The organism is Terasakiella pusilla DSM 6293 (genome assembly GCF_000688235.1).
Classification (GTDB): Bacteria; Pseudomonadota; Alphaproteobacteria; order Rhodospirillales; family Terasakiellaceae; genus Terasakiella; species Terasakiella pusilla.
In genome coordinates this window covers 24,709-51,148 of the sequence record NZ_JHYO01000004.1, presented here as the reverse complement: position 1 = coordinate 51,148, position 26,440 = coordinate 24,709, and the positions used below count along the sequence as shown (strand labels likewise).

General features: G+C 51.4%; 23 protein-coding genes. 16 read left to right on the top strand and 7 right to left on the bottom strand.

From position 1 onward, the window contains the following. Positions 1 to 54 precede the first annotated feature (54 nt). Entirely contained in the window at positions 55 to 228 is a 174-nt protein-coding gene (locus tag Q397_RS24610) for a DUF1289 domain-containing protein (protein WP_084148920.1), read from the top strand. Then, on the top strand, positions 228 to 1,871 hold the full coding sequence (locus Q397_RS0103625; protein ID WP_240475017.1) for a peptidase U32 family protein: 1,644 nt from the start codon (positions 228 to 230) through the stop codon (positions 1,869 to 1,871). Before Q397_RS24610 ends, Q397_RS0103625 begins: the two co-directional genes overlap by 1 nt. Positions 1,872 to 1,948: 77 nt before the next feature. Here the strand turns inward: Q397_RS0103625 and Q397_RS0103620 are convergent, their stop codons facing one another. After that, the gene (locus Q397_RS0103620; RefSeq protein WP_338056268.1) at positions 1,949 to 6,814 is read right to left on the bottom strand and encodes an NAD-glutamate dehydrogenase; all 4,866 of its coding nucleotides are present in this window, start codon (positions 6,812 to 6,814) and stop codon (positions 1,949 to 1,951) included. Between the two features lie 386 nt (positions 6,815 to 7,200). Between Q397_RS0103620 and Q397_RS0103615 the strand changes: the two genes are divergently transcribed. The 3 genes from Q397_RS0103615 (at position 7,201) to Q397_RS0103605 (ending at position 9,660) form a co-directional block, all read left to right on the top strand. Continuing rightward, entirely contained in the window at positions 7,201 to 8,172 is a 972-nt protein-coding gene (locus Q397_RS0103615) for a glycosyltransferase family 9 protein (protein WP_028878246.1), read from the top strand. Continuing rightward, complete coding sequence (locus tag Q397_RS0103610; protein ID WP_028878245.1) at positions 8,169 to 8,363, top strand: hypothetical protein; 195 nt, start codon at positions 8,169 to 8,171, stop codon at positions 8,361 to 8,363. Before Q397_RS0103615 ends, Q397_RS0103610 begins: the two co-directional genes overlap by 4 nt. A 67-nt stretch (positions 8,364 to 8,430) precedes the next feature. Further along, positions 8,431 to 9,660: an alpha/beta hydrolase family protein gene (locus Q397_RS0103605; RefSeq protein WP_028878244.1), complete on the top strand. Its 1,230-nt coding sequence runs from the start codon at positions 8,431 to 8,433 to the stop codon at positions 9,658 to 9,660. Here the strand turns inward: Q397_RS0103605 and Q397_RS0103600 are convergent. After that, positions 9,657 to 10,157, bottom strand: coding sequence for a DUF1178 family protein (locus tag Q397_RS0103600; protein WP_028878243.1), 501 nt, complete (start codon positions 10,155 to 10,157; stop codon positions 9,657 to 9,659). The two genes, Q397_RS0103605 and Q397_RS0103600, sit on opposite strands and share 4 nt — an antisense overlap. A gap of 147 nt (positions 10,158 to 10,304) precedes the next feature. Here Q397_RS0103600 and Q397_RS20935 point away from each other — a divergent pair, with 147 nt between their 5' ends. Beyond that, a complete protein-coding gene (locus tag Q397_RS20935; protein ID WP_038012819.1) occupies positions 10,305 to 11,765 on the top strand; it encodes a M48 family metalloprotease in 1,461 nt (486 codons plus the stop codon). 83 nt (positions 11,766 to 11,848) lie between these two features. On the opposite strand, the gene Q397_RS20930 is transcribed toward Q397_RS20935, so the two are convergent. The 5 genes from Q397_RS20930 to Q397_RS0103575 form a co-directional block, all read right to left on the bottom strand. After that, positions 11,849 to 12,688 carry a class I SAM-dependent methyltransferase gene (locus Q397_RS20930; protein ID WP_051609674.1) on the bottom strand — a complete coding sequence of 280 codons (840 nt, stop codon included), beginning with the start codon at positions 12,686 to 12,688 and terminating at the stop codon, positions 11,849 to 11,851. Positions 12,689 to 13,010: 322 nt separating this feature from the next. After that, complete coding sequence (locus Q397_RS20925; protein ID WP_051609673.1) at positions 13,011 to 13,943, bottom strand: beta/alpha barrel domain-containing protein; 933 nt, start codon at positions 13,941 to 13,943, stop codon at positions 13,011 to 13,013. A 273-nt stretch (positions 13,944 to 14,216) separates the two neighbouring features. Then, a complete protein-coding gene (locus tag Q397_RS0103580; RefSeq protein ID WP_038012818.1) occupies positions 14,217 to 15,776 on the bottom strand; it encodes a 2-isopropylmalate synthase in 1,560 nt (519 codons plus the stop codon). Between the two features lie 130 nt (positions 15,777 to 15,906). Continuing rightward, complete coding sequence (locus tag Q397_RS25475) at positions 15,907 to 16,029, bottom strand: hypothetical protein (protein ID WP_276202105.1); 123 nt, start codon at positions 16,027 to 16,029, stop codon at positions 15,907 to 15,909. Between the two features lie 122 nt (positions 16,030 to 16,151). Next, on the bottom strand, positions 16,152 to 17,168 hold the full coding sequence (locus Q397_RS0103575) for an NAD(P)/FAD-dependent oxidoreductase (protein ID WP_028878241.1): 1,017 nt from the start codon (positions 17,166 to 17,168) through the stop codon (positions 16,152 to 16,154). An 84-nt stretch (positions 17,169 to 17,252) separates the two neighbouring features. Between Q397_RS0103575 and tsaE the strand changes: the two genes are divergently transcribed. The 10 genes from tsaE to Q397_RS0103520 all read left to right on the top strand — a co-directional run bounded on the left by tsaE (position 17,253) and on the right by Q397_RS0103520 (position 26,430). Continuing rightward, the gene (gene tsaE, locus Q397_RS0103570) at positions 17,253 to 17,708 is read left to right on the top strand and encodes a tRNA (adenosine(37)-N6)-threonylcarbamoyltransferase complex ATPase subunit type 1 TsaE (RefSeq protein WP_051609672.1); all 456 of its coding nucleotides are present in this window, start codon (positions 17,253 to 17,255) and stop codon (positions 17,706 to 17,708) included. Beyond that, entirely contained in the window at positions 17,705 to 18,709 is a 1,005-nt protein-coding gene (locus Q397_RS0103565) for an aminoglycoside phosphotransferase family protein (protein ID WP_084148917.1), read from the top strand. The genes tsaE and Q397_RS0103565 overlap by 4 nt, the downstream gene beginning before the upstream one ends. Beyond that, a complete protein-coding gene (locus tag Q397_RS20920) occupies positions 18,694 to 19,410 on the top strand; it encodes a nucleotidyltransferase family protein (RefSeq protein ID WP_051609671.1) in 717 nt (238 codons plus the stop codon). Before Q397_RS0103565 ends, Q397_RS20920 begins: the two co-directional genes overlap by 16 nt. After that, a complete protein-coding gene (gene lnt, locus Q397_RS20915; protein ID WP_051609670.1) occupies positions 19,394 to 20,965 on the top strand; it encodes an apolipoprotein N-acyltransferase in 1,572 nt (523 codons plus the stop codon). Before Q397_RS20920 ends, lnt begins: the two co-directional genes overlap by 17 nt. A gap of 112 nt (positions 20,966 to 21,077) precedes the next feature. After that, on the top strand, positions 21,078 to 21,548 hold the full coding sequence (locus Q397_RS0103550) for a helix-turn-helix domain-containing protein (protein WP_028878238.1): 471 nt from the start codon (positions 21,078 to 21,080) through the stop codon (positions 21,546 to 21,548). A 170-nt stretch (positions 21,549 to 21,718) separates the two neighbouring features. Further along, positions 21,719 to 22,891 (top strand): methionine adenosyltransferase, encoded by a 1,173-nt coding sequence (metK, locus tag Q397_RS0103540; RefSeq protein ID WP_028878237.1) that lies wholly within the window; start codon positions 21,719 to 21,721, stop codon positions 22,889 to 22,891. 68 nt (positions 22,892 to 22,959) lie between these two features. Continuing rightward, complete coding sequence (gene trmB / locus Q397_RS0103535) at positions 22,960 to 23,667, top strand: tRNA (guanine(46)-N(7))-methyltransferase TrmB (protein WP_028878236.1); 708 nt, start codon at positions 22,960 to 22,962, stop codon at positions 23,665 to 23,667. Between the two features lie 183 nt (positions 23,668 to 23,850). Beyond that, the gene (gene rimP, locus Q397_RS0103530; protein ID WP_028878235.1) at positions 23,851 to 24,345 is read left to right on the top strand and encodes a ribosome maturation factor RimP; all 495 of its coding nucleotides are present in this window, start codon (positions 23,851 to 23,853) and stop codon (positions 24,343 to 24,345) included. A gap of 5 nt (positions 24,346 to 24,350) precedes the next feature. Then, positions 24,351 to 25,865 carry a transcription termination factor NusA gene (gene nusA, locus Q397_RS0103525; RefSeq protein ID WP_028878234.1) on the top strand — a complete coding sequence of 505 codons (1,515 nt, stop codon included), beginning with the start codon at positions 24,351 to 24,353 and terminating at the stop codon, positions 25,863 to 25,865. Beyond that, entirely contained in the window at positions 25,852 to 26,430 is a 579-nt protein-coding gene (locus Q397_RS0103520; protein WP_028878233.1) for an RNA-binding protein, read from the top strand. The genes nusA and Q397_RS0103520 overlap by 14 nt, the downstream gene beginning before the upstream one ends. Positions 26,431 to 26,440 lie beyond the last annotated feature (10 nt).

The window sequence follows — 26,440 nt, the reverse complement described above, 5'->3', positions numbered from 1 at the left end:
CACCATTGGTGTGATATATGACCGACAAATTTAGTGAGATATTAAGGATACCCCATGACTGAAGCAACAGTTGCATCCCCCTGCACCAATGTTTGCCGCCTGAATCCTGAAGGCATTTGCAAAGGCTGTTTCCGCACCCGCGCCGAAATCGTCGGCTGGCGCGCAGCCAACGACGATGAACGCCGCGTGATTGTTGAAGCCGCCAGCGCCAGAAAGGCAGCCAGCTAATGTCCATGCCCCCACTTCCCACCATCACCCGTCCGGAACGTTCAGAACTGCTGATGCCCGCCGGGTCTTTGAACAAGCTTAAAACAGCCATCCTCTATGGGGCTGACGCTGTTTATGCCGGGACACCTGACCTGTCTTTGCGCACCCAGTCTTCCTTTACCTTGGAAGAACTGGTCGAAGGCGTGCAGTATTGTCACGATCATGGCAAGCGTATCTATCTGACCCTCAACCTGTTTACCCACAACAGCGACATTGAAAAACTGCCGCTGTTTATTGAAACCATCCGCAAAGTAAAGCCGGACGGGGTGATCATTGCGGACCCGGGTGTCTTCCAGTTTGTGCGCCAAAATGCACCGGACATTGAAGCCCATGTCTCCACACAAGCCAACGTCTGTTCGTGGCTGACCGTGGATTTCTGGAAAAATCAGGGTGCCTCCCTTGTGGTTTTGGCCCGTGAAACCAGCTTTGAAGAACTGGCGGAAATCCGTGAGAAACAGCCGGAAATTAAACTGGAAGCGTTCGTTCAAGGCTCCATGTGTATGACCTATTCCGGTCGTTGTCTGCTGTCCAACTTCATGTCGGAGCGCGGGGCCAACCAAGGTAACTGCGCCCATTCGTGTCGTTGGAAGTACAAACTGAACCTGAAACTCAAAGACGGTACAGACAAAGCCATCGAGATCACGGATCAAAACGCCGACCTGTTTGAATTCCTGATGGAAGAACAATTCCGTCCGGGGGAACTGTTCCCGATTGAGGAAGATAACTTCGGCTCTTACATCCTGAACTCCAAAGACCTCTGTCTCATGCCGGTACTGCCGGAATATCTGAAACTGGGTGTGGACAGTCTCAAGGTTGAAGGCCGCAACAAGTCGGAATATTACGCCGCCATCACGGCACGCGCCTATCGTCTGGCCATTGATGACTGGTATAAAGATCCTGAAAACTGGGATCCAGAACCTTACTTGCGCGAACTCTATACCCTGCAAAACCGCGGCTTTACCATGGGCTTCCATGAAGGTCGCCTGACTGGTGTTGCCCATAACTACGACCGTACCAAGCCTGTGGGCGGTTGGCAGTTTGGCGGTCTGGTGCGTGAATGGGACGGCGATGAGATGATCTTCGAAATCCGTAACTTCATGTTACCGGGCGATGTGATCGAGTTCTTGCCGCCAAATGAGATCGAGCCGATCCGTCTGCGTCTCTATGAATTTATTGATGCAAAAACCGGTGAAGCGACCGAGAAAGTCAACCCCGGCCAGGGCAAAGCGATCCGTATTCCGGCGAGTGCCTTCGATAAGGAAAATCCAGAATCGATCAAGCAACGCATCCCTGAATTAACCGTTGCCCGTCGTGAAACCCCGATGAGTGAGGAAGAACGCGTTTCCCGCCTGTCGGAAATCCGCGCACAGGAACTGGAACGTGGCCTAATCACGGAAGAAGAATACCGTCAAATCATGGATGATCCCGAATTGCTCGGCAAGCGGATTTCCATGAAAGCCAACACCGGCCACCGTGCCCCGAAACAAGGGATCGAAAGCTGCTGTGGGAAAGGCTGTAACGGCTGTCTGATGTTCTGGCAGGATGACAAATATGCCAAGGCCCGTGAAAAAATGAAGAGCAAGAAAATCGGCGAAATGCTCTGATCTTTTGATCGATAAAACCTAAAAGAAAAGGCCCGTCAGTATAAAAACTGACGGGCCTTTTTTGTGCGGACCATCCCTTAGGATTGGGCGATCACATCACGCAGTTGCTTGGCAGCCACCGTCAACATGGCAAAGTCCACACCGGAAGAGGTCTTCTTCATTTCAGACAACATCTGATCGGTCTGTTCAATGGCTTGCTTGTTGGCAGCAATCCAGCTTTCCAGCCCCGCAACAGCATCATTACCGTCTGCTGCATCAAGGGCTTTATGTGTCAGCTCTGTCTGATACCCGTACAGGTCTTCAATCAAGGCGCTGACTGCCAGTTTTTGCCAATGGTTTTTAAGGCCAAGCTGTTCACCGGTAGAACGCATCCACCCCAGATCAAAGCGCGCGCCCATTGCGAAGTAGACTTTAGACACATCGACCACATCCAGATTGCGGCTTTGGGCGATCTGCACAATGTCACAACCGGATACCAGCACGACCTTACCAGCAATACGTTTCGCCAGTTTTTCCGGTACACCATTATCGATGTAGCTCTGTGCTTGGTCCATGTGCGCTTTCAAGGACGCTTTCGGCAACACTTCTTCCAGTCGATCGGCCAGTTGGCTCAAACCGCTTTCAAAAGACGCAACCGTTTTGCCAATATCCAGCGGACGCTCACAATTGCGCAAGAACCATTTGGTCCCGCGATCAACCAGCTTGTTGACTTGGTTAAACATACGCACTTGCTCTTTCGCGCTCACCTGATTGTCCAGCGCTTCAATCTCCGACCATGTGTCACGCAAACCAAAGGCATCGCGTGTGATCAGATAGGCCCGTGCGATATCCGCAGGGGACGCGTTGGTGTTTTCCATCACCTGGGTCACGAAACTTGCACCGACACGGTTCACCAACGAGTTGGTGATGCCTGTGGCGATGATCTCACGACGCAGCATATGGTTTGCAATATGATCTTTGAAATCCTGTTGCAAATCAGTTGGGAAGTAACGGATCAGGTCTTCTTCCAAGCAAGGCTCGTCCGGTAGGTCCGAGGCCAGAAGCTCGTCATAGAGCCAAATTTTGGAATAAGGCAACAGAACCGAGATTTCCGGACGGGTCAACCCACGTTGAGCAGCCTGACGTTCCTGCAAGACTTCCTCGTTCGGCAACACCTCGACCTCGCGGTTAAGGCGGTTTTGCTTTTCAAGGAAACGCATCAAGCGGGCCTGATGATCCAGCAGGTCAAACGCACGGTCTTCCACAACCGTAATCGCCTGACTTTGCAGATAGTTGTCACGCAAGACCAGTTGAGAAACTTCACCCGTCATTTTTTCCAGCAGGTTGTTACGCTGTTTGACGGTCATATCGCCATCTGCAACCACTTGGTTGAGCAGGATTTTGATATTCACCTCATGATCAGAACAATCCACACCTGCAGAGTTGTCAATCGCATCTGTGTTGTTGCGACCACCATGCAGCGCATATTCGATCCGGCCTTTTTGCGTACAACCAAGGTTCGCGCCTTCACCAATCACTTTACAGCGCAGCTCCGGTGCATTGACACGGATGGCATCATTGCCGCGATCCCCTGTATCGGCATCGCTTTCATGACTTTCCTTAATGTACGTCCCGATCCCGCCAAACCACAACAGTTCGACCTGAGACTTCAAGATCGCCTTGATCAATTCGTTCGGCGACAAAGTTGCCGTCGAGGCAGGCAGGCTCAGGGCTTTGCGAATTTCCGGAGTGATCTCAATCTTCTTGGCAGAACGTTCAAAGACGCCACCGCCTGTAGAGATCAGGGACTTATCATAATGATCCCAACCCTTCACTTCCGTAAACAAGCGATTACGCTCTTCCCAAGATTTTGCGGAATCGGGGTTCGGATCAAGGAAGATATGCAAGTGGTTAAAGGCAGCAACCAGACGAATATGTTTAGACAGCAACATCCCGTTGCCGAAAACGTCCCCGCCCATGTCACCAACACCAGCAACCGTGAAATCTTCTTCCTGAATGTTTTTACCCAATTCACGGAAGTGACGTTTCACAGATTCCCACGCGCCTTTCGCCGTAATCCCCATGGCTTTATGGTCATACCCGACCGACCCACCGGAGGCAAAGGCATCGCCCAGCCAATGCCCGTATTCTTCGGACACGCCGTTTGCGATATCAGAGAATGTGGCCGTCCCTTTATCGGCGGCAACCACCAGATAAGGATCATCCCCATCATGGCGTACAACCGATTGAGGCGGCACCACTTCGCCGTTGATATAGTTGTCGGTCAGGTCCAGCAGGCCACGGATAAAGGTCTTGTAACACTCGATCCCTTCCTTCTGGAAAGCTTCGCGCCCGCCTTCACTCGGCGGCTGTTTAACCACAAACCCCCCTTTGGAGCCAACGGGCACGATCACCGCGTTTTTGACCTGTTGTGCTTTCACAAGACCGAGAACTTCCGTTCTAAAGTCTTCGCGACGATCAGACCAACGCAAGCCGCCCCGCGCAACCGGCCCGCCACGCAAGTGGACGCCTTCCACGCGCGGGCTGTAGACAAAAATCTCACGCCATGGACGCGGCAGGGGCAGATCTTCAATTTGTGTTGAATCAAACTTGAAGGACACATAAGCCTTATCGCCGCCCGTGACCTTATCCATCTGGAAATAGTTTGTCCGTAGCGTACAATCAATCAGGTTGAGGAAGCGGCGCAGGATGCGGTCTTCATCCGCGTTTTGCACCCCGTCCAGCAGCCCGAAAATCTCTTCGCGGATGGCTTCCACCTTATCCATATCAAGTTCAATTTTCGGATCGAATTTTTGATAGAACAGGTCCACCAGCAAGCGGGTGACTTCCGCATTAGACGCCAGCGCGCGTTGCATATAGCTTTGCGAGAACGTGATGTTGGCCTGACGCAGATATTTGCACAAGGCACGCAGCAACATGACCGGCCAAGGCTTGATGCCTGCCTGAATAACCAAACGGTTAAACCCGTCATTTTCCACCACACCATTCCAGACCTGATGGAAACATTCCTGGAAGCTGTTGCGGATCGCGGACAGGTCCACGCCTTCACCGTTTGCTGTCATCAAACCGAAGTCATGGATCATGATCATGTCATACTTCGATTTTTCAAGCTGAACCGGATGCGGTTTTTCATCCATCACGCGCAAGCCCATATTTTCCAACATCGGCAGAACGTGCGACAAGGGCACTGCGCCTTCTGGGTGATAAAGCTTGAAGCGCACCACATTTTCAGATGCTTCAATCGGGCGATAAAGGCTCAATTGCAATTCGCCTGTTTTCAGCACGTCTTCCAATTTCGCAATATCGGACACCGCAATAGAGACATTGTTGCCTTCGATATAGCCCGCGGGGAAAGCGTTGGCGTAGCGGCGGAACTGCTCCAGCCCCTTTTCTTCGCCGTTGCTGGTGACAAGCTGGTCGCGCAGTTGATCTGACCAGTTACGCGCCGCATCAATCAGCAGGCTCTCAACTTCATAGATATCTACGTTCTTTTTGCGCTTACCTGTTGTGGAAACAAGGACGTGCAAACGTGCCAGCGGCGCATCACCAATCTGGGTATAAAACGCCATGACTTCCCCGTCATAGGCACGTTCCAAAATCCCTTGCATGGTCCGGCGCAAACGGGTCGTCAGACTATCACGCGGGATATAGATCAGGCAGGAGACAAAACGCTGGAAATCATCCGGGCGCACAAACAAGGCCACGCGCTGACGTTCCTGCAAATGCAGGATGCCCATGCACATCTCGTAAAGCGCTTCTTCACTGATCTGGAACAGCTCATCACGCGGGAAGGTGTTGACAATATGGGCAATGGCTTTGCGGTTATGACTGCCTTGGGCAAAGCCTGTACGATCAATGATGTTGGCGCACTTCAGGCGCATCAACGGGATATCGTGTGGCGCGCGGCTATAGGCCGCAGAGGTAAACAGGCCGATAAAGACCCGCTGACCCAAAACCGTGCCTTTGTCCCCGTAGCGTTTGACGCAAATTACATCCATATAGACGGGACGATGCACCACCGACTTAAAGGAGGATTTCACAATCATCAACGGGGAAGCATCTTCGGTAAACTTACCTTTGTCAGAAGCCGGCCGGGTCGCAAGATCGACCACCTCATCCAAAATGTTGGAGTTCGGGTTGGACAGAATCCCCAAAGCACTTTTAGCATCCGGGACAACCGATTTGCCCTTGATATCAAAATCACATGACCCCAACAGGGTAAAGTGATCATCATGCACCCATTGCATGAAGTCACAGACTTCCTTGGCATATTCGGATTTCGGTTTCGGCTGGTTTTTACCCAGATCCTTGACCGTCTCTTCCACCAGCTTGCGCATATCCAGCCAGTCGCGCACGGCGGCACTCCCTTCGGCGAGGCACATTTTCAGGCGCTCAACCAATTCCTGCAACTGGGCACCACCGGATTGACGGTTGACCAGAAACAGCATGTAAGACTCTTCCTGACAGGTGCCGACCCAGCTATCGGGGGCCTCTTCACCTTCGTCCAATGTCCCGACCAGACGGCCTTTGTCGTCGCGGCACAGTTTGATCACCGGGTGGATTGTCAAAAAGATTGTCATATCCTGTTCGACAAGTTCCGAAGCGACGGAATCCACGAGGAAGGGACGATCCTGCGTGCAAACTTCCACCACTGTATGATCACTTTGCCAGCCGTGTTCTTCCAGATTTGGATTATAAACACGTACAAGGCTCTCCCCATCGGGACGTTTCGCCGCAAATCGCCAAAACGCGAGTGCGGACCCATATAATTCTTCCTCCGCACGATAGATCAAATCCTGCGGCGGTACTTTTGCAAAAAATTGCTGTGTAAATTTAACTGCGCTTGCAGCCTCTGCCTTTGGCAGACGGTCGTTAATGATCTTCGCGACCCGTGTGATCAGATCAGCCTTTTGCTGTTCTGATTTAGAGAGCATTTTATTCATCCCTAACAATCCCTGTATCGCCCCCTTCTAGGGGGTCGTTCACCATGAGGAAACGAACCTTCCTCACTTATAGAGGCTAGGACAATTTTTCTAAGTTTCAAGTAAATAGACCCATTTTCTTGAAATATTATAATCAATGTGGTCATACCACCCGTTTTCAGGAAGAAACCATGCCATAAATACTTAAAACGGGAAAAAAGCCCCGACTCCGGCTACTTTTACCCCCTGACCCCAAAACAGAAACCGTTTCCACATAAGAACGAATCGATAAAAGTGACTATTTTAAAATCATTTACGTTTACGTAAACGTCTGCAAAATCCATTCTAGCCAGAACGATATTTTGCGCGTATTGTCCCGGCAAATTAGTCACAATTTTGGAACCTCGATGCGCATCCTGTTCATCACATCAACCCGCATTGGCGATGCGGTGCTGTCAACCGGTCTGCTGGATCATCTCATCCAGACCTACCCGCAGGCAAAATTCACCATTGCCTGTGGCCCTGTGGCTGCCCCCTTGTTTGAGGCAACCCCACAGGTGGAACGCATCCACATTATGACCAAGAAAAAGCGCTCCATGCACTGGGTTGATTTATGGAAAGACTGCGGTTTTACCTGGTGGCATCGGGTGATTGACCTGCGCAATGGTCCCATCACTTACTTGTTCCCGACCTTTCGCGGCACACATTTGCATCGCGATGATAAGACGCAGCATCGTGTGGAGCTGTTTTCAAACCTGCTCAAACTTCCTACACCTGCAGGGCCGGTCTTATGGACCAATGACAACCACGAACAAGCCGCCGACAAATTATTACCCGCAAACGAAACCATCTTGGCGGTTGGCCCCACAGCCAACTGGCGCGGGAAAACATGGCGTGCGGAATATTTTCTGGACCTTGTGCAACGCCTGACCGCACAAGACGGGATCCTGCCCCACGCCAAAATCGCGCTGTTCGGACATATTTCTGAGCGCGAGCCTGCGCAATATCTCATCGACAACTTGCCCAACGATCAAAAAATAGACCTGATCGGCGAGCTGGATCTGCCCACGGTTTTCGCCTGCCTGAAACGCTGCCAGTTTTATGTCGGCAACGACAGCGGCCTGATGCATATGGCAACAGCCGCGCGCATTCCGACCCTTGGTCTGTTTGGACCGACGCAAGAAAAACTCTATGCCCCGTGGGGGGATCATTGCGCCACCGTACGCACCGCCATTCCGTTCCTTGATCTGTTCGCGGAAAATTTTGACCATCAAAAAACAGATAGTCTGATGGACAGCCTCAGCGTCGATATGGCATATGAAGGGGCACAGGCGCTTTGGGCCAAGATACAGACCACAAAAGGACAGACATCGCAATGAATGATCTGACAGCAAAATTTGGCACCTTGATTGAGAACTTCCATTTCGAAGATTTCTCCCTCGAAGTCATTATCGTGCTGGGTCTGGGCTGCACCGGCTTGTTACTTCTGCTTTTAAAACTGTCTTTCCTCAGCATGAAAAAAGCAGACGCCCGCGCCAATGCCGCGTTTGAGCGCGAAGACAACGATTAACAAGACAGACTTGTCGCGCCGTACCCATCAGGGCTAAACTACCCTTAACTTGATTTAGGGGGATTTCATGCGCGTCGTTATATATCTATCACTTTATCTCTTATCAGCACTCCCGGTTTGGGCAGACGGCCCAGCCCCCAAAGTGGATGCGGATCAGATCACGGTTTCCGGTGTCTCCAGCGGGGCCTTTATGGCGCAGCAACTGCATGTGGCCTATTCGGATATTTTTTCGGGCATGGGGTCTGTTGCGGGCGGGCCGTTTTTTTGCGCGCAAAATATGGCCCCTGACCAGATCGATACCATCAAACAACAATGTATGCTGGGCCTTGGGGCCGATCTAACCGCGGCGACCTATATTGCCAAGGCCAAAGCCCTGTCCGTTGAGGGTAAAATTGCCCCGCTGGAGAATTTGAAAGATGATCGCGTCTTTATCTTCAATTCCCAAAACGATCAGGTCATCAACCCGTTGCTTGGCAATGCCTCGCGTCTGTTTTACAAGACCTTTATGGAAACTGACGCCATTAAAGCATGGTCTTACATCCCCTCATACGGTCCGCTGTATCCTGTCGCCCACGGCATGCCGACGACCAAAAGCCGCTATGACCGCTATCAAAATTTCAGTGACCGTGCGACGCCGTGCGCCCCCAGCAATGCCCAACAATATCCGTGGTTCCCCAACCCCTTGGTGCGCGGCAATGATCCGTGGATTTACCACTGCAATTTCGGTTTCCTGCCCGGCTATGATCTCGGTAAAGATATCCTGTGGCACCTTTATGGGGAGGTAAAAACCACCAAAACATTTAAGGACGCCAACCTTTATAAGTTTGACCAACTGCCCTTTGTCGAAAACGTCACCACCCCTCAAGAGCTGAACGATCACGGCATCGGCACCACGGGCTATGCCTATGTCCCCGATGGCTGTACAGATGGCAAAAAATCGTGCAAGACCCATGTGGCCCTGCATGGCTGTCAACAATTCCCCGAATGGCAATTCACCGGCAAAGCCAGCAGCGCAAAAGCGGGTGAGAAAGTAACCTTTGGCGAGTCCTTTTACAAATACGTCTATAACGATCTCGCAGAATCAAACGATATCATTCTGATTTATCCGCAAGCGCATAATATTGGCACAGAGGAAAGCGACCCCAACCCTTATGGGTGCTGGGCCTTCTGGGCCTTTAGTGAGGATGAAAGAGAGACGTATTACACCCGCGACGGGCGCGAGATGAAAATGATTGCCGAGATGGTGCGGGCGCTCAAAAGCCAGCGCTTACACCTCAGCCCGATCCCAACAAATTAATTGGAGTTTTCTTTGTCCACCACTTTCGGCAGGGCAACAACCTCAATACCTTCTTCGCGCAGTTCCTGCGTTTCTTTGGCTGTGGCTTCCCCGTAGATACCGCGTTCTTCCGCTTCGCCATAATGGATGGCGCGGGCTTCTTCAGCAAAATCATTGCCGACATAATCGCATGTTTCTTCAACATGCTTTTGCAATTTGCTCACCACTTCCATAAAGACCTGCGCCACTTCTTGTGGGTCAGCCCCGCCGCGCATATCGTCTGCGGCTTTTTCCGCCGCTTCAATCGCTGCCTGCTGGTTAACATTATGGGCGGGCTTGGGCGCGGTCTCTTTGCGCGTCTTCACCGCAGGTGCCATGACCGCTTTGCGCACATTATCATTCCCGCAGTAGGGGCACTGAACCTCCCCCTCCTCGGCCTGTTCATCATAAGACGCGCTGTCTTTGAACCAAGCTTCAAATTCGTGGTTATGTTCACACAGGAGTTGATAACGGATCATGATATTTTATGGTCCCAAATAAAAAGAAGTCTGCGCGGTGTAGCGCGTTTTACCAGAAGCGACAAGGAATATATCGGCAAATGGGGCTTTCCCCATCTGCGGATTTTTCCTATCTTAAGGGGACGAGAAACCTTAAGGCTTGATTTCATGAAACTTCTTGCACCTATTGCCGCCCTTGGCCTCCTTGCACTGTCCACCACCGGCTGTTCGGTTAATCCCGCAACCGGTAAACAGAGCTTTACGGGCCTGATGTCCGAACAACAGGAACAACAAGTCGGCAAGCAAGAACATCCAAAGATTCTGCAACAATTTGGCGGGGCCTATGACCATGCCGCCATGTCGCAATATGTCGATGATCTGGGTCAACGCCTTGCCAAGGTTTCTGAACTGCCTAACCTAAAATGGACCTTCACCGTTCTGGATGATCCGATCATCAACGCTTTTGCCCTGCCCGGTGGCTACATCTACATTTCACGCGGACTTATTGGCTTGGCGGAAAATGAAGCCGAACTCGCCGCCGTCCTTGGTCACGAGATTGGGCACGTCACCGCGCGCCATTCCGCCCAACGTTACAGCAAGTCTGTCCTGACCGGTGTTGGCGCAACCTTGTTAGGCATGGTCGTTGGTGGGCCAGCTGGTGATCTCGCCAACTATGCTGGGCAAGCCTATATCGCCAGCTATTCGCGTGATCACGAGATGGAAGCCGATATGTTGGGCATCCGCTATATGACCAAGCTCGGCTATGATCCCAAAGCGTCTGCCACCTTCTTTAAAAAACTGGCGGAACATACGGAAACCACCGCGCGTATGCAGGGGCAAAAAGGTCAGCAAAGCCACTATAATATCTTTGCCTCTCACCCGGACACACGCTCGCGTATTGTCGCCTCGGAAAATATCGCCAAATCTTACCCTGCCGACCTCAACCTGACCAATCGCAAGGTCTTTTTGGCTCAAATCGATGGGCTGGAATATGGCCCCAGCATCAAACAGGGGATCATTGAGGGACAACGCTTCATCCATCCAGATCTGCGTTTCCGCTTTGATGCACCAGAAGGGTTTACACTGATAAACCGACCTGATCTGGTCGCCGCCATCCACGACAACGGCAGCACAATGGTCTTTCAAACGACCCGATCCAAAGTCGGCAAAATCCCGATAACACAGTATCTGACCAGTGTCTGGGCTAACAAGTATAATTTACAGGACGTTCAGCCGTTGCGCGTAGATAATCTCGAAGCCGCAACAGGTGTGACCCGTATCAACAGCAAAAATGGTGTGCGTGATGTGCGCTATCTTGCCATCGCCGATGGGGATGAAATTTTTAAATTCCAGTTCCTCACCCCGACCAACCTGACCCAACAGATGGAGCTGCCCTTTAGACGCACGACCTATTCCTTTAAGCGTTTATCCTATCAGGAAGCCAAAAGCATCAAGGGGCTGCATATCGACCTGCACCGTGTCGGGCGCGGCGACACCATTACGTCGCTTGCCCAGCGCATGAAGGTGGAAAAACTGCAGGATGACTGGTTTAAAGTCCTCAACAGAGAAACCCTGCAAGACGGCCTGCAAGCAGGCGAAACCGTCAAACTGGTCGTCAAAGACCGTTGATAAAAAAGGCCACCGACAATACAATCCGTGGCCTTCTTTACGCTAAAAAATTACTTCTTGCAAATCGATTACTTATAGAAAATCTATTTTGCAACATTGATTTTCGCATCTCGGACAAATAAGTATTCATCACAACCAGTTCCAAAAAAACCTTTTGTACCTTTACAGTTATCGTAAACGTACTTGCTCTGGAAACCCAGCTTTTCAATATTTTTAACAACCTCTGAAGGTTCAACTGACTGATAGGGAAAGCCCCCTAACCAATCATGAATATCGTGATGGAAATCCATGCCGCGTACATTATTATAAGTTTCGATAAAGTCTTTAGGTCTCTGCCCGCCAATCAAAATTCTGAGGTAATATAAACACACATAAGGCAAGGAAATTAATTTTTGAACGAAACCAGGGCTATGTGCATAAATTGCTTTTTCTATTTTCCACAAAGAACACAATGGTGTTTTACGATACAGCGCGACTAGAAACAGCCCCTCTTCCTTTACAAGTGTAGATGCGTTTGTAATAGCTCGCCACATGTCACCTGTGTGATGTAAAACACCCCAACTATGAACAACATCATATTTTTCAGAAGGTAAAGACTCTTTATCCAAAACAGATATCTCTCTAACTGTCCAGATTGTCCCTTCAGGAGCATATTTTTCAAAAAGAGTCTGGGTGGCTTTAACTGAATTAGGATCAATGTCGAAGCCATTGACCTCTGACGCGCCCAAAATTACTGCAGCGAGCATGGACATTCCTGAGCCACACCCAATATCTAGAAACGTTTTTCCTCTAAGATCGTCATTAGGAAATAGTTTACTTAAGCTTTTGACCGCTTGTTGAATATGTTTTTCTTCAACTTCTTCAACAAATGATTGCCAATTTTCACCGAAAGAAAAATGATTTTGTAAACGCGTTGTATCCACAATGACCCTCTCACCAAATCTATATGGTTATAGATATCATTATTCACCAAACAAAAACAACAATATTAAGCCAATCACTCGTCCAACATTCAACGCACATATTATCCCTTTTCTCAATCACAAGCACACGATGATAACCCGTCCTAAAATTAGTTGACAGATTGGAGACATATTTTAGGACGGGTCAGGGAGTAGATAAAGGTGACCGACGCAAAACTCGGTGGCCTTTATCTGATGTGAAGCAGAATAAAGCAAATAGCCAAGCTAAGGATCAGACCTAACCAACCCCATGCTTTGTGCCATCAAACGACCATAAAGGGCCTCATGCCGTTCTCTCCCTTGCTTTGAAAAAAAAGTAATCATGGTGGAAGGCGTTTTTACCCACAATCGCTTTATTCACCTGCACCGGAAATCCTGTCACATTAGACACCATGCGGGATGCACGTAACAACATCTCCGACTTGATCCCGGTTGTGTAGGGCAGTTGATCGGGGCGGGCGCGCAAAGCCATAACAATTTCTTCCAATGCCGCATTGCCGGCACGTTCCCCCAACCCATTGATGGTACATTCCACCTGACGGGCCCCACCTTGGATGGCAGCTAAGGAATTGGCGACCGCCATCCCCAGATCATTATGACAATGTGTGGAGATCACGGCTTGATCAATATTGGGCACACGTTGTTTCAACATCTGGATCAGGGCGAAATATTCCTGCGGGACGGTATAGCCCACCGTATCTGGGATATTGACCGTGGATGCCCCCGCTTCAATCGCGGTTTCAATGCATTCACATAAAAAATCGGGGTCTGCGCGGGTCGCATCTTCTGCTGACCATTCCACATCATCCGCTAAGGTTCGGGCATATGAAACCGTATCCTTAATACGCGCGATCAAATCTTCGCGGGTGATCTGCAATTTATATTTCATATGCAGATCAGACACAGCGATCACAATATGGATACGATGGTTGGGCGCGTGACGGATCGCATCGTAGCAACATTTGATATCACCGCGCACCGCACGCGACAGGCCGCTGATGGTCGCGGTCTTTGCAAGCTTGGCAATCTCTGTCACTGCCTGAAAATCACCGTCTGAGGCAATGGGGAAACCCGCTTCGATGACATCCACGCCCATGGCTTCCAGATAGCCTGCGAGATGGATTTTCTCTTCTATGCTCATGGTCGCGCCGGGGGCCTGTTCCCCATCGCGCAAGGTGGTATCAAAAATAATAATGCGGTTGGATTCGATACTCATATCGTTCTCTTTCTTTGAAACTGAATTCATAAAACACATGAAATCGGCTTACGCACACGCCAAGCCTTGCCCCCTAAGTGCATGGATCAAACGGGTCAATAGCCCAAAGGTCCAGACGCGCTTAGAGGCGGCTAAGTCGTGTGAGAAGGAGAAGAGATAGGGAAAGAAATAGGCCGGTTTTCAGGCACAAAGGAACAAACGCGCAAAAGCTTGCGACGCCTGTTCCTTGTGTATATGTGCCTGAAAATGACATGTTTTATTGTCTAAAGCAGCTTAGATGCCGCCGACATCGTCCGGCTTGGACTTACCGCGTTTCACAAACAGCTTGTTCACCGCGTTCAAATAAGCCGTGACAGATGCCACCATGGTATCTGTATCTGCACCCCGTCCGTTGACCGTTCTGCCATTTTCAGACAAACGAACCGTCACTTCGGCTTGGGCATCAGTCCCACCTGTAACGGCTGATACCTGATACAGTTCCAGATGCGCATCCGGCAACGGCACGATTTCCTTGATCGCTTTAAAGGCGGCATCGACCGGACCGTCACCTTCGGCAATGGTTTTGCGTTCTTCACCATCAACCTCAATCGCCAAAGCAGCGATCTGGGATTTAACGTGCGTGCCACAGGTGACTTGGAAATGCTTCAACTTCACACGTTCGTTCACGCGCATGACCTCATCATCCACCAAAGCGATGATATCTTCGTCAAAGACTTCTTTTTTCAGGTCAGCCAAGTCCTTGAAGCGTTTAAACGCATCGTTCAAGGCATTGTCGCCCAATTGATAACCCAACGCAGACAATTTATCTTTAAACGCGTGACGACCGGAATGTTTACCCAAGACGATCTTGTTGGCATCGTTCAGACCGACACTTTCCGGTGTCATGATCTCGTACGTACCGGCATGTTTCAACATACCGTCCTGATGGATACCGGATTCGTGCGCAAAGGCGTTTTTACCGACAATCGCCTTGTTCGGCTGGACAGAAAAGCCGGTGATCGCAGACACCATGCGCGACGCACGGGTGATCAGTTCGGATTTAATCCCAGTTTCAAACGGCAAGAAGTCCTGACGCGTGCGCATCGCCATCACGATCTCTTCCAACGCCGCGTTGCCTGCGCGTTCGCCCAGACCGTTGATTGTACATTCCACCTGACGCGCACCGGCTTGCACCGCTGCCAAAGAGTTCGCAACCGCCAAGCCCAAGTCGTTGTGACAGTGTGTGGAGATCCGCGCTTTATCAATGTTCGGCACCCGGTTCATCAACATTTCAATCATCTTGAAATATTCATCCGGCACCGTGTAGCCAACTGTATCCGGGATGTTGATGGTGCTGGCGCCTGCGTCAATCGCGGCTTCCACACAACGGCACAAGAAGTCCGCTTCGGTACGGGTGCCATCTTCTGCGGACCATTCCACATCTTCCACCAAGGAACGTGCGAACGTCACAGACTCTTTTACTTTTGCCAAGACCGCTTCCGGTTCCATCTGCAATTTATATTTCATATGCAGGGGGGAGGTGGAGATGAAGGTGTGGATACGGTGCATCGGTGCGTGCTTGATCGCATCATAACAGCGCTGGATATCGCCTTTGGACGCACGGGACAACCCACAGATAGAGGATGTTTTCGCGCGCTTGGCAATCTCTGTTACGGATTCAAAATCCCCTTCCGAGGCAATCGGAAAGCCCGCTTCGATCACATCAACACCCATTTCTTCAAGGGTTGCGGCAATGCGCAGCTTTTCTTCCAGGTTCATGGAGGCGCCGGGGGACTGTTCCCCATCACGCAAAGTGGTGTCAAAGATGATTACGCGGTTAGAATCGGTTGTCATTATGCTCTTCCCAGAAATAAGATTTCAATATTGTGTAATGAAATCGGCCCAAAATTGCAACAGGCCTTGCCCCCTGAACGCTTGCTTCAGGTCACTTTTTCTACAAATGAGGACAAGAAGCAATGCCCGCTCAGGGGCGAGTAAGTCGTGCTAGGAGGAGGGATAGGCGTTCTTGACCGTAAACACGCAACGCAATCGCGGCGCTTAAAGAAGCGGCGATCAAAATAGCGGTGCTGATGTCCAAAACGGTCATGTGTCAAACCTGTCGTTAAACCTTATGGTTTCATCAAAACCCATAGCAGCCGCCTTGTCAAATAATTTGATCAAAAAAAAACGCCCCGACGATCATCGAGGCGTTTCTTATCTTGTTCAACCTTACTCGGACGGCACGCCCATGGACGTTGAATATTCAAAGTGCAGTTCTTCATCCGGGTACGCGTACCCATGCGCCGCCCGTGCTGCCATCGCCGCTTCGGAGAAACCACACAGGATCAGCTTCAGCTTATTGTCATAGGTGATGATATCCCCCACCCCGAAGATGCCCGCTTCAGACGTTGCCATGGTGGTCGGGTGCACATTCAGGTGTTTTTTCTCAAGCTCCAGCCCCCATTCCGCGATGGGGCCAAGGTTTTGGGACAGACCATAAAACGGCAACAGGACATCAGCTTCCAGATCACGCAGATTGCCATCAAAATCTTTCACGACCACGGCGCTCAACTGATCGCCTTCACCTTTCAGCCCTTCCAGCTGATAAGGCACGACCAGTTCAATCGTCCCGTCTTTATCCAGCTGCTGCATCTTGGAGACACTTTCCGGGGCTGCGCGGAACTTGGGACGACGATGGACCACTTGTACGGACTTTGCGACATCAGCCAAAGACAGCGCCCAATCAACCGCACTATCACCGCCACCGGCAATAACAACGCGCTTATCGCGGAAGTCTTCCCGACGGCGTACCATATAAAAGACGGATGTGCCTTCATAATCCAGCAAGCCATCCAGCGGCGGACGGTTCGGACCAAATGCGCCCACACCTGCGGCAATGATCACGGCTTTGGCATTGATCTTGGTGCCTTTGCTGGTTTCCAGATCAAAGGTGCCGTCAGCCTGTTTTTCCAGTTTTGTCACCTGTTGGGACAAGTGATAGATCGGGTTAAACGGGGCGGCCTGTTCTTCCAGTTTATTGATCAGGTCGCCACCTGTGATCGCCGGATGGGCCGGAATGTCATAAATCGGTTTTTCAGGATAAAGCGCTGTGCACTGACCGCCGATCATATCCAGCGCATCAATGACGTGACAGTTCATCTTCAACATGCCACATTCAAAAACAGCAAACAGTCCGGTCGGGCCTGCGCCAATGATGGCAACATCGGTTGTGTGGGAATCTGTCATTTATCCAAACCTTCTTAAGAATTCGAGAACCAATTGGCCCTAAAATGCGATGAAACACAGGCCAAAGTCTAGTATTAAATAACCATGAAAATAAACATTGAAAATCAACACCAAACCGAGGTGTGCGCTCAACGGATTGCCCAAATTGCACGCGCAGGCGATGTGATTGCCCTCCATGGCGATCTGGGCATGGGCAAATCGGTCTTTTCGCGCGCCTTTATCCGCGCCCTCACCACCCCGGATGAAGAAGTCCCCAGCCCGACTTTTACGCTGGTGCAGATTTACGACACGGACGCGGGAGAGCTGTATCATTTTGATATGTATCGACTGGACAGCCCCGATGACAGTTTGGAACTGGGTATTGAAGAAGCCTTCAACGATGGTATTTCCCTGATCGAATGGCCGTCCAAACTTGGCACCTACCTGCCGTGGAATTGCCTAAATATCGAGATTGCGCCCGCAGGTCATGACACCGCGCGCACCCTGACTTTTACCAGCCAAGGCGACTGGCTGGACCGTTTGAAGGAGATCACACTGTGAACGATCGCGCGAGTTTACGGGAACGTTTTTTAAAAAAGCACGGCTGGGACGGTGTGGATTGCCCCTTGCTGGCGGGGGATGCGTCCTTTCGCAAATATTACCGCCTGCAACGCGATGGCGAAAGCGTGGTGCTGATGGATGCCCCGCCACCGGAAAAGGTGAAGCCTTTTGTTAAAATCGCAAAGTTCCTGACAGACCACGGCTATAGCGCCCCAAAAATTTATGCACAGGATGCCGAAGACGGCTTCATCCTGCTGGAAGACTTGGGCGACAATACCTATACTCGCATGTTGCAAGCGGGCGCGAACGAACGGGAGCTTTATAAGCTTGCCATCGACGTGCTGGTGGATTTGCATGAAGATGTCAAAGACCTGCCCAGCGGCCTGCCCGACTATGACGAAAAGCTGTTGGCGGACGAAGCCCTGCTGCTGCCCGACTGGTGGATGAAAGCCGCTTTGGGCGACGATTATGTCACTGACGATATGCGCACCTCTTATTTAGAGGCATGGGACAAAGCCTTTAAATATGTGCAACGCCACCCCAAAAAGCTGGTCTTGCGCGATTATCATGTGGATAACCTACTCCTGCTGAATGAGCGCGCCAATTATGCGGCTTGTGGCCTGTTGGACTTTCAGGACGCGGTGCTCGGATCGGGCGTCTATGATGTGGTCAGCTTGCTGGAAGATGCACGCCGTGACATTGACATCCGCCTGATCGAAGAAATGAAGATGCGCTACACCAGTTCCTTTAGTGACTTGGATATCGACGATTTTGAAGCCGCCTTCGCGATCCTGGGCGCGCAACGTCATGCCAAAGTGATCGGCATTTTCGCCCGTCTCTGTATGCGCGATGACAAGCCGATTTACCTGCATCATATCCCGCGGGTCTGGCGTTTGTTTGAACGGTCTTTGAAGCATCCGATCTTAAAAGACGTTAAAGTCTGGGTCGATACCCACATCCCTAAAGACAGCCGAGGAATCCCCGCATGTCTCAAGCCATAACTTCCGGCATGGTGCTGGCGGCGGGGCTTGGCACCCGCATGCGTCCGCTGACCCTGACCACCCCAAAACCGTTAATCAAAGTCGCCGGACGCACCATGGCAGATCGCTGTCTTGATCGCCTGATCGAGGCGGGTGTGGACACGTGCGTGCTCAACACCAGTTACCTTGGCGATCAAATTCAGGATCATTTTAAACACCGCAGCGACCTCAATATCCTGTTCTCCCCGGAGGACGAACCGTTGGAAACGGGCGGCGGCGTGACCAAAGCCCTGCCCCATCTGTCGGGCGATGCCTTTTATGTGCTGAACGGGGATGCGGTGCTGGTCAATGGTACCCAACCAGCCCTCACCAACCTGCACAACCATTGGAACCCGGATGAGATGGATGCGGTGCTGCTGCTCCATCCGCGCGAGACTGCGATCGGATTTGACGGCACCGGTGACTTTTTCCTCGATGACCAAGGCCGACCGACCTTTCGGGGGAAGGCTGAAAGCGCGCCTTATGTGTTTACTGGTGTGCAGATTTTAGCAAAACAGGCCTTTGCCCATAAAACCGTCACAAAATGGTCCTTGCGCGACATTTATATGGATGCCATCACCAACGGGCGGATCAAAGCGGTTATTCATGAGGGCGACTGGCTGCATGTCGGCACACCGGATGGCCTAACCCTAGCGGAAGAGTACTTTGCAAAAAATTCTTGAGCTCACTGGCTACAAACGTGCGTTGTTGTTGATCGGTCTCGGCCTGTGCGTTGTCGCGGCCTTGCCCCCGATTTATATCTTCCCGCTGGCTTTTGTCGGCATGGGCGGCTTGTTTCTGTTTCTCGATCATTGCGAGACAAAAAAGCAGGCCTTTTTGACCGGTTGGCTGTTCGGCATCGGCTTTTTTGGCGGCGGCCTCTATTGGCTCACCAACGCGTTTTTGGTCAACCCGGACAAGCATGGCTGGCTGATCCCCATCGCGGTCCCCGCCCTTGCCATCGGGGTCGGCCTGTTTAACGGCCTGACCACCCTGCTTGCCCATCTCTCCTGGGCCTATCGCCCGAAAGACAGGGCGGTCATAGGCCGCATCTTGCTGTTTGCTTGCGCGTGGACAGCGATGGAATGGGTGCGAAGCTGGCTCTTTACCGGCTTCCCTTGGAATATGATGGCGTCGATCTGGGGCTTTAGTGACGAAATCCTGCAAAGCACCAGCGTCTTCGGCTCTTTCGGGCTCAGCCTCTTTACCGTATTGGCCACCAGCCTGAGTGCGAGCTTTTTCTATCGGGAAGGAAAGCAAAAAGCTGTGGTGGCCCTTTCCGTCCTGATCATCCCTGCCCTATTGTGGACAAGTGGCGCCTTGCGACTAAGCGACGCAACGGTTGAACACCATGACAATGTGGTGTTACGGCTGATCCAGCCGAATATTGCCCAAAAGACCAAGTGGGACAACGATCATAAGATTGAAAATTTTAACACGCTTCTAGATCTCAGCCTGACACCCCCCCAAGGCGATCTGGCCCCCACACATATTATCATGCCGGAAACGGCGGTGACCTATTCGGTTAATCGTGAACCTTATGTGCTTAAGGCACTGGCGTCCATTACCCCCAGAGGCGGGGCCGTCATTACAGGGACGCCACGCATGACCCCACGCGGCGTGCAACCGTTTCAGGTCTGGAACTCTCTGGTTGCCGTCAACGAAGTGGGCTCGGTTGTTGCGACCTACGACAAATTTCATCTTGTCCCGTTTGGGGAATATATCCCGTTACGCAACTGGAACCCCATTCCAAAATTAACCGATGGGTTGGTTGATTTCACCCCCGGCCGCGGCCCCCAAACATTGGAAATCGCAGGGTTGCCCTCCCTAAGCCCTTTGATTTGTTATGAAATCATCTTCCCCGGTGAAGTTGTCGACCCGCAAAAAAGACCGCAATGGTTGCTCAACATCACCAATGATGGCTGGTACGGCAATAGCCCCGGTCCTTACCAACACTTAATAAGTGCAAAGATGCGCAGCGTTGAAGAAGGCCTACCGCTGGTGCGTGTCGCCAATACAGGCGTGAGTGTCATCACCGATGGCTATGGGCGTACACAGGCCTCTATCCCTTATGGGGTGCAGCGCTTCGTTGATGTTCCCTTAGCAAAACCCCTTGATCATATTCCGTTTTTTGCCCGCTATGGGGCCGCTTCCTGGGGCGGTATTCTCCTGCTCCTAACGATCTTGGGTCAAGTTCTGATTTCTCTACCGACAAAACAAAGATCAACCGTTAGTTAAATATTATATTTTCTTACAATACCGGAGTTGCGCACGACAGGCTGATCTGCTTATAATCAATTCAGCAAATGGAAGATATAACTTTCAACCCTCAATACAAATGGGACGTCGAATGTCAACAATCGCTAAAGTGGTGGGTCTACCCAAGAAAAAACCGGGAGAAGCGAACCCGATCGACATTCATGTGGGCACCAGACTGCGCCACATACGCACCCTTCTCGGTATGAGCCAAAGCAAACTGGGGGAAACCGTCGGCCTGACGTTCCAACAAATCCAGAAATATGAGCGCGGCGCCAACCGCATTGGCGCCAGTCGTCTTTATGATCTCAGCCGCGTGCTTGATGTCCCCATCTCCTATTTCTTCGAGGAAATGCCGACAGAACTCAGTCACGATCGCTACAAAGAAGTCAGCCAACAGCTCAGCACGGACGTGTCCGCTTTTGAAACCGACAATATGACGCGGCGCGAAACACTTGAGCTTGTGCGCAACTACTATCAAATCACCAACCCCGCCATCCGGCGACGCGTGTTTGAGTTGACCAAAGTCCTGTGCGACGAGTCACAAGACGACGAAAATACTTGACCCGTTATACAGTTCTGTTACAAGACGAACCTATTAAACCTTAGGATTCATCCAAGGTTTGTGGGGGGATTTGGACCGCTTGCGCACCCACACCAAAAAATGTCGCTAAGTGGGGCAAAGACAGACGCCCTAGGTCCATTCGTTTAACTTTTGATCGAAAGGCGCTTGTAATGGCTCTCGATAAATATCTATTCACTTCCGAATCTGTTTCCGAAGGTCACCCGGACAAAGTTGCGGACCGTATCTCCGATTCTATCATTGATGCGTTCCTCGAACTGGACCCGTATTCCCGCGTTGCTGTTGAAACCATGGTCACAACAAACTTTGTTGCTTTGGCTGGTGAAGTCCGCGGCCCGGATGAAATGAACCACGACCGTTTCAAGGAAATCGCGCGCGAAGCCATCAGAGAGATCGGCTACGAGCAACGCGGCTTCCACTGGAAAGATTGCGAAATCACTTCTCAAATCCACTCCCAGTCTGCGGACATTGCTCAAGGCGTTGACGAAGGCTCCGGGACAGATAAAGAAGAAGGTGCGGGCGACCAAGGCATTATGTTCGGTTACGCCTGTAACGAAACACCGGAACTGATGCCGGCCCCGATCATGTACGCGCACAAGATCCTGCGCCGCATGGCAGAAGATCGCCACTCCGGCAAAGTCAAAGGCTTTGGCCCGGATTCCAAATCACAAGTGACGCTGGCTTACGAAAATGGCAAGCCTGTTCGCGCGACTTCTTTGGTTGTCTCCACACAACATGACGAAAGCCTGTCTTTGGATGACGTTCGTGAATTGGTCCTGCCTTACTTTGAAGAAGTTCTGCCAGAAGGCTGGTTGCCCTCTGACGACGAAATTTACGTCAACCCGACAGGTCGTTTTGTCATCGGTGGCCCCGATGGGGATGCGGGCCTGACAGGTCGTAAGATCATCGTTGACACCTATGGCGGTGCGGCTCCTCACGGTGGCGGCGCGTTCTCTGGTAAAGATCCGACCAAGGTTGACCGTTCTGCGGCTTACGCAGCACGTTACCTTGCGAAAAACATCGTTGCTGCGGGCCTTGCGGACAAATGTACGATCCAGTTGTCTTATGCAATCGGCATTTCCAAGCCGCTGTCTGTTTACGTAGACACAGCCGGCACAGCGCAAGTTGACGAACTTAAACTGGCGAAAATTGCTTCAGAAATCATGAACCTGTCCCCGCGTGGCATCCGTGAGCATCTGAAACTCAACGCCCCGATCTACAAAGAAACCTCCGCCTATGGTCACTTCGGTCGTACACCGACAGAACAAGGCCACTTCAGCTGGGAAAAAACAGACCTTGTGGACGAACTGAAACGCCAGTTCTAAAACAACTGTTGAAAAGTACGAAAAAGCCCGGCTATAAGGTCGGGCTTTTTTGTTGAAACGAGTAGATCATGTCAGATACGCCAGAACTCTATACCACGCGCCTGAAAACCTTTGGACGCCGTCAGGGCTATAAGCTCAAGCCGCGCCAGCAGGAACTTGTGGACACCCTGCTGCCTGATCTGCGTATTCAGCCCCCCGAAGATGGCAGTCAGCTCGACCCGAAGTCTCTGTTTAAAACAGAGGTCAAACAGGTCTGGTTTGAAGTCGGCTTTGGTGGCGGGGAACATTGCGCCGCTCAACTGGAAAACAACCCCGACATCGGCATGCTGGCGTGCGAACCTTTCATCAATGGGGTGGCAATGCTGCTCAATCACGTGGACAACCGCGGCCTGCAAGATCGCATCCGTATTTTGGATGATGACGCACGCCCGTTGCTCGATGTCATGCCGGATAGCTCCATTGACCGTTTATTCCTGCTGTTCCCCGATCCATGGCGCAAAAAACGTCACGCCAAACGCCGTTTTGTCGGACCCGATAATATGGCCCTGATCTCGCGCGTTCTGAAAAGCGGAGCGGAATTTAGAGTCGGCAGCGACCATATGCCCTATATCGACTGGACGCTGGAACATATGACCAAACATCCGGATTTTGAATGGATCTGTGAAGGCCCGGAAGATTGGCGTGTGCGCCCCGATGACTGGCCGCCAAGCCGTTACGAACAAAAAGCAATCCGACAAGGCAAAGCCTGCGTTTATTTGCGCTTTAAAAGAAAATAACGACCTGAAAGCAAGCCCTATACGCGTAAAACGTAGAAAATTACTTGCATTTTGACAAAATGCGCGTATAAAGGCGGCGAACTCAATACATAACCACTTCGGTGGACTTTATTGAAGTGGGCCACCTGGTCCGCTTTTTTTGTTACTGGGTCCATGCGATCACTAGGAAAGGGAAACTGCATCATGTCTTCAGCAATGCAGCGCATTGAAGAAATTATTGCCCCTACCCTCACCGAAATGGGGTACGTCATTGTTCGTTTGCAAATTCAGGGTGATCGTCATCCGACCTTGCAAATCATGGCAGAACGTGCTGATCGCAAAACAATGGATGTGGAAGATTGCGCCAAAATCAGCCGCGCGGTTTCTCCTCTTCTGGATGTGGATGACCCGATTGACGAAGCCTACTCTCTGGAAGTGAGTTCACCCGGAGTGGATCGCCCGCTTGTTCGGGCAGAAGATTTTGAACGTTTTGCTGGCTTTGAAGCCAGGGTAGAAATGTCCTACCTGATTGATGGTCGCAAACGTTTCACAGGCCGCCTGGTCGGACTTGTGGATGGAAATGTGCAAATTCTCGTGGACGGTGTGGCACAAGATCTTCCTTTCGAAGATATTATTAAAGCCAAGTTGGTCCTCACTGATGACCTGCTCGCAGCAGCGTCCAAAGAACAAGGATTGTAAGAAAAATGGAACAATCGAGCGGAATGCCTCGCCCAGAGTTGCTTCAAGTTGCCGATGTGGTAGCTCGTGACAAAGGAATCGAACGCGACCAGGTTTTTGAAGCTATGGAACAAGCTATCCAGAAAGCTGGGCGTTCCAAATATGGTCAGGAACATGATATCCGTGCCAACATCGACCGGAAAACCGGCGAAATTAAATTGGCGCGTTACATCGAAGTTGTCTCCGAGGTCGAAGACGAACATATGCAGATGACCGTAGATCAAGCACGTGCCCGCAAGGCCGATGCTGAACTCGGTGAATTTCTTGTCGATCCGCTGCCGCCGATTGATTTCGGTCGTATCGCTGCGCAGACTGCGAAACAGGTCATCGTGCAAAAAGTACGTGATGCCGAGCGCGATCGCCAGTATGACGAATTTAGAGACCGCGTTGGCGAAGTCGTCAACGGTCTGGTCAAACGTGTGGAATTCGGCAACGTTGTTGTTGATCTTGGTCGCACAGAAGCCCTGTTGCGCCGTGACGAATGTATCCCGCGCGAACATGTGAAAAACGGCGACCGTATCCGCGCCTACATCTTTGATGTGCGTCGTGAAAACCGCGGCCCGCAAGTCTTCTTGTCGCGTTCTCACCCGCAATTTATGGCAAAACTGTTTACACAGGAAGTACCGGAAATCTATGATGGCATCATCGAGATTAAATCCGTTGCCCGTGATGCCGGTTCGCGTGCCAAGATCGCCGTTCAGTCTTCTGATGGTTCTATCGATCCGGTCGGCGCTTGTGTGGGGATGCGTGGGTCACGCGTTCAGGCGGTTGTGTCTGAACTGCAAGGCGAAAAAATCGACATCATCCAATGGTCTGCTGATCCGGCGACTTTCATCGTAAACGCGTTGGCACCGGCTGAAGTTGCCAAGGTTGTTCTGGATGAAGAAACCAACCGCATTGAAGTTGTTGTCCCTGATGACCAACTGTCTTTGGCGATCGGTCGTCGTGGTCAGAACGTGCGCCTTGCGTCTCAACTGACGTCTTGGGATATCGATATCCTGACAGAAGCCGAAGAGTCAGAGCGCCGTCAGGAAGAATTTAAAGCCCGTTCCAACCAGTTCATTGAAGCACTGGATGTGGACGATGTGATCGCGCACCTGTTGGTGACTGAAGGTTTCTCTTCTATCGAAGAAGTCGCCTATGTCCCCCGTGCCGAACTGGCAGAGATCGAAGGCTTCGACATGGACGTTGCAGAAGAACTGCGTGCCCGTGCCCTGACCTTCCTTGAAGAACAAGACAAGGTTCTGGATGCTAAACGTCGTGAACTCGGCGTGAGTGACGACCTCTTTAATATTGAAGGCCTGAGCGCAGCCATGGTTGTTGCTTTGGGTGAAAACGACGTAAAAACGCTCGACGATCTGGCTGATCTGGCCGGGGATGAGCTGCGTGAATATGTCGGTGAAAAGAACCTCAGTGAAACGGCAGCCAATGAAATCATCATGGCAGCACGGGCACACTGGTTCGAAGATGAAGACGCGTAAGGGCGATAGCCCGGAACGCCGCTGCATTGTCACCGGATTGGTTCTTCCCAAGGAACAACTGATCCGGTGCGTATGCGGACCCGATGATATTGTCGTCCCCGATGTGGACGGAAAATTGCCGGGACGCGGTTTATGGTTGAGTGCTGAGCGTAATGTGGTAAATACAGCATGCGCAAAAAATGCATTTTCCCGCGCGGCACGTAAAAATGTCAAACCCATGGAGGGTCTGGCAGATCGAATTGAAGCACTTTTGGTGCAACGCAGCTTGTCTTTGATCGGCATGATGCGTAGAACCAGTGGTGTAATTTTCGGGTTTGAAAAAACCCGGGCTTGGCTCAAAAGCGGCAAATGTCGCGTTGTGTTGGCCGCCAGAGACGGCGCTGACGATGGCCGGGCAAAGATTAAAGCCCTTGCGGGTGACCTCCCTTTGATCGAGCTGTTCGATGCAGAGGAATTGGGACGCGCAGCCGGGCGGGACCATGTGGTCCATATGGGGTTGGCGCCCGGCAAATTGGCCGCGCGCTTCCAAGTAGAGGCCTTGCGATTGCAAGGTTTCCGCGACTGATTGTAGAACT

Coding starts and splice junctions, on each gene's coding strand:
- Q397_RS24610 (WP_084148920.1), top strand. CDS start 55: ATGACTGAAGCAACAGTTGCATCCCCCTGCACCAATGTTTGCCGCCTG.
- Q397_RS0103625 (WP_240475017.1), top strand. CDS start 228: ATGTCCATGCCCCCACTTCCCACCATCACCCGTCCGGAACGTTCAGAA.
- Q397_RS0103620 (WP_338056268.1), bottom strand. CDS start 6,814: ATGAATAAAATGCTCTCTAAATCAGAACAGCAAAAGGCTGATCTGATC.
- Q397_RS0103615 (WP_028878246.1), top strand. CDS start 7,201: ATGCGCATCCTGTTCATCACATCAACCCGCATTGGCGATGCGGTGCTG.
- Q397_RS0103610 (WP_028878245.1), top strand. CDS start 8,169: ATGAATGATCTGACAGCAAAATTTGGCACCTTGATTGAGAACTTCCAT.
- Q397_RS0103605 (WP_028878244.1), top strand. CDS start 8,431: ATGCGCGTCGTTATATATCTATCACTTTATCTCTTATCAGCACTCCCG.
- Q397_RS0103600 (WP_028878243.1), bottom strand. CDS start 10,157: ATGATCCGTTATCAACTCCTGTGTGAACATAACCACGAATTTGAAGCT.
- Q397_RS20935 (WP_038012819.1), top strand. CDS start 10,305: ATGAAACTTCTTGCACCTATTGCCGCCCTTGGCCTCCTTGCACTGTCC.
- Q397_RS20925 (WP_051609673.1), bottom strand. CDS start 13,943: ATGAGTATCGAATCCAACCGCATTATTATTTTTGATACCACCTTGCGC.
- Q397_RS0103580 (WP_038012818.1), bottom strand. CDS start 15,776: ATGACAACCGATTCTAACCGCGTAATCATCTTTGACACCACTTTGCGT.
- Q397_RS25475 (WP_276202105.1), bottom strand. CDS start 16,029: ATGACCGTTTTGGACATCAGCACCGCTATTTTGATCGCCGCTTCTTTA.
- Q397_RS0103575 (WP_028878241.1), bottom strand. CDS start 17,168: ATGACAGATTCCCACACAACCGATGTTGCCATCATTGGCGCAGGCCCG.
- tsaE (WP_051609672.1), top strand. CDS start 17,253: ATGAAAATAAACATTGAAAATCAACACCAAACCGAGGTGTGCGCTCAA.
- Q397_RS20920 (WP_051609671.1), top strand. CDS start 18,694: ATGTCTCAAGCCATAACTTCCGGCATGGTGCTGGCGGCGGGGCTTGGC.
- Q397_RS0103550 (WP_028878238.1), top strand. CDS start 21,078: ATGTCAACAATCGCTAAAGTGGTGGGTCTACCCAAGAAAAAACCGGGA.
- metK (WP_028878237.1), top strand. CDS start 21,719: ATGGCTCTCGATAAATATCTATTCACTTCCGAATCTGTTTCCGAAGGT.
- trmB (WP_028878236.1), top strand. CDS start 22,960: ATGTCAGATACGCCAGAACTCTATACCACGCGCCTGAAAACCTTTGGA.
- rimP (WP_028878235.1), top strand. CDS start 23,851: ATGTCTTCAGCAATGCAGCGCATTGAAGAAATTATTGCCCCTACCCTC.
- nusA (WP_028878234.1), top strand. CDS start 24,351: ATGGAACAATCGAGCGGAATGCCTCGCCCAGAGTTGCTTCAAGTTGCC.
- Q397_RS0103520 (WP_028878233.1), top strand. CDS start 25,852: ATGAAGACGCGTAAGGGCGATAGCCCGGAACGCCGCTGCATTGTCACC.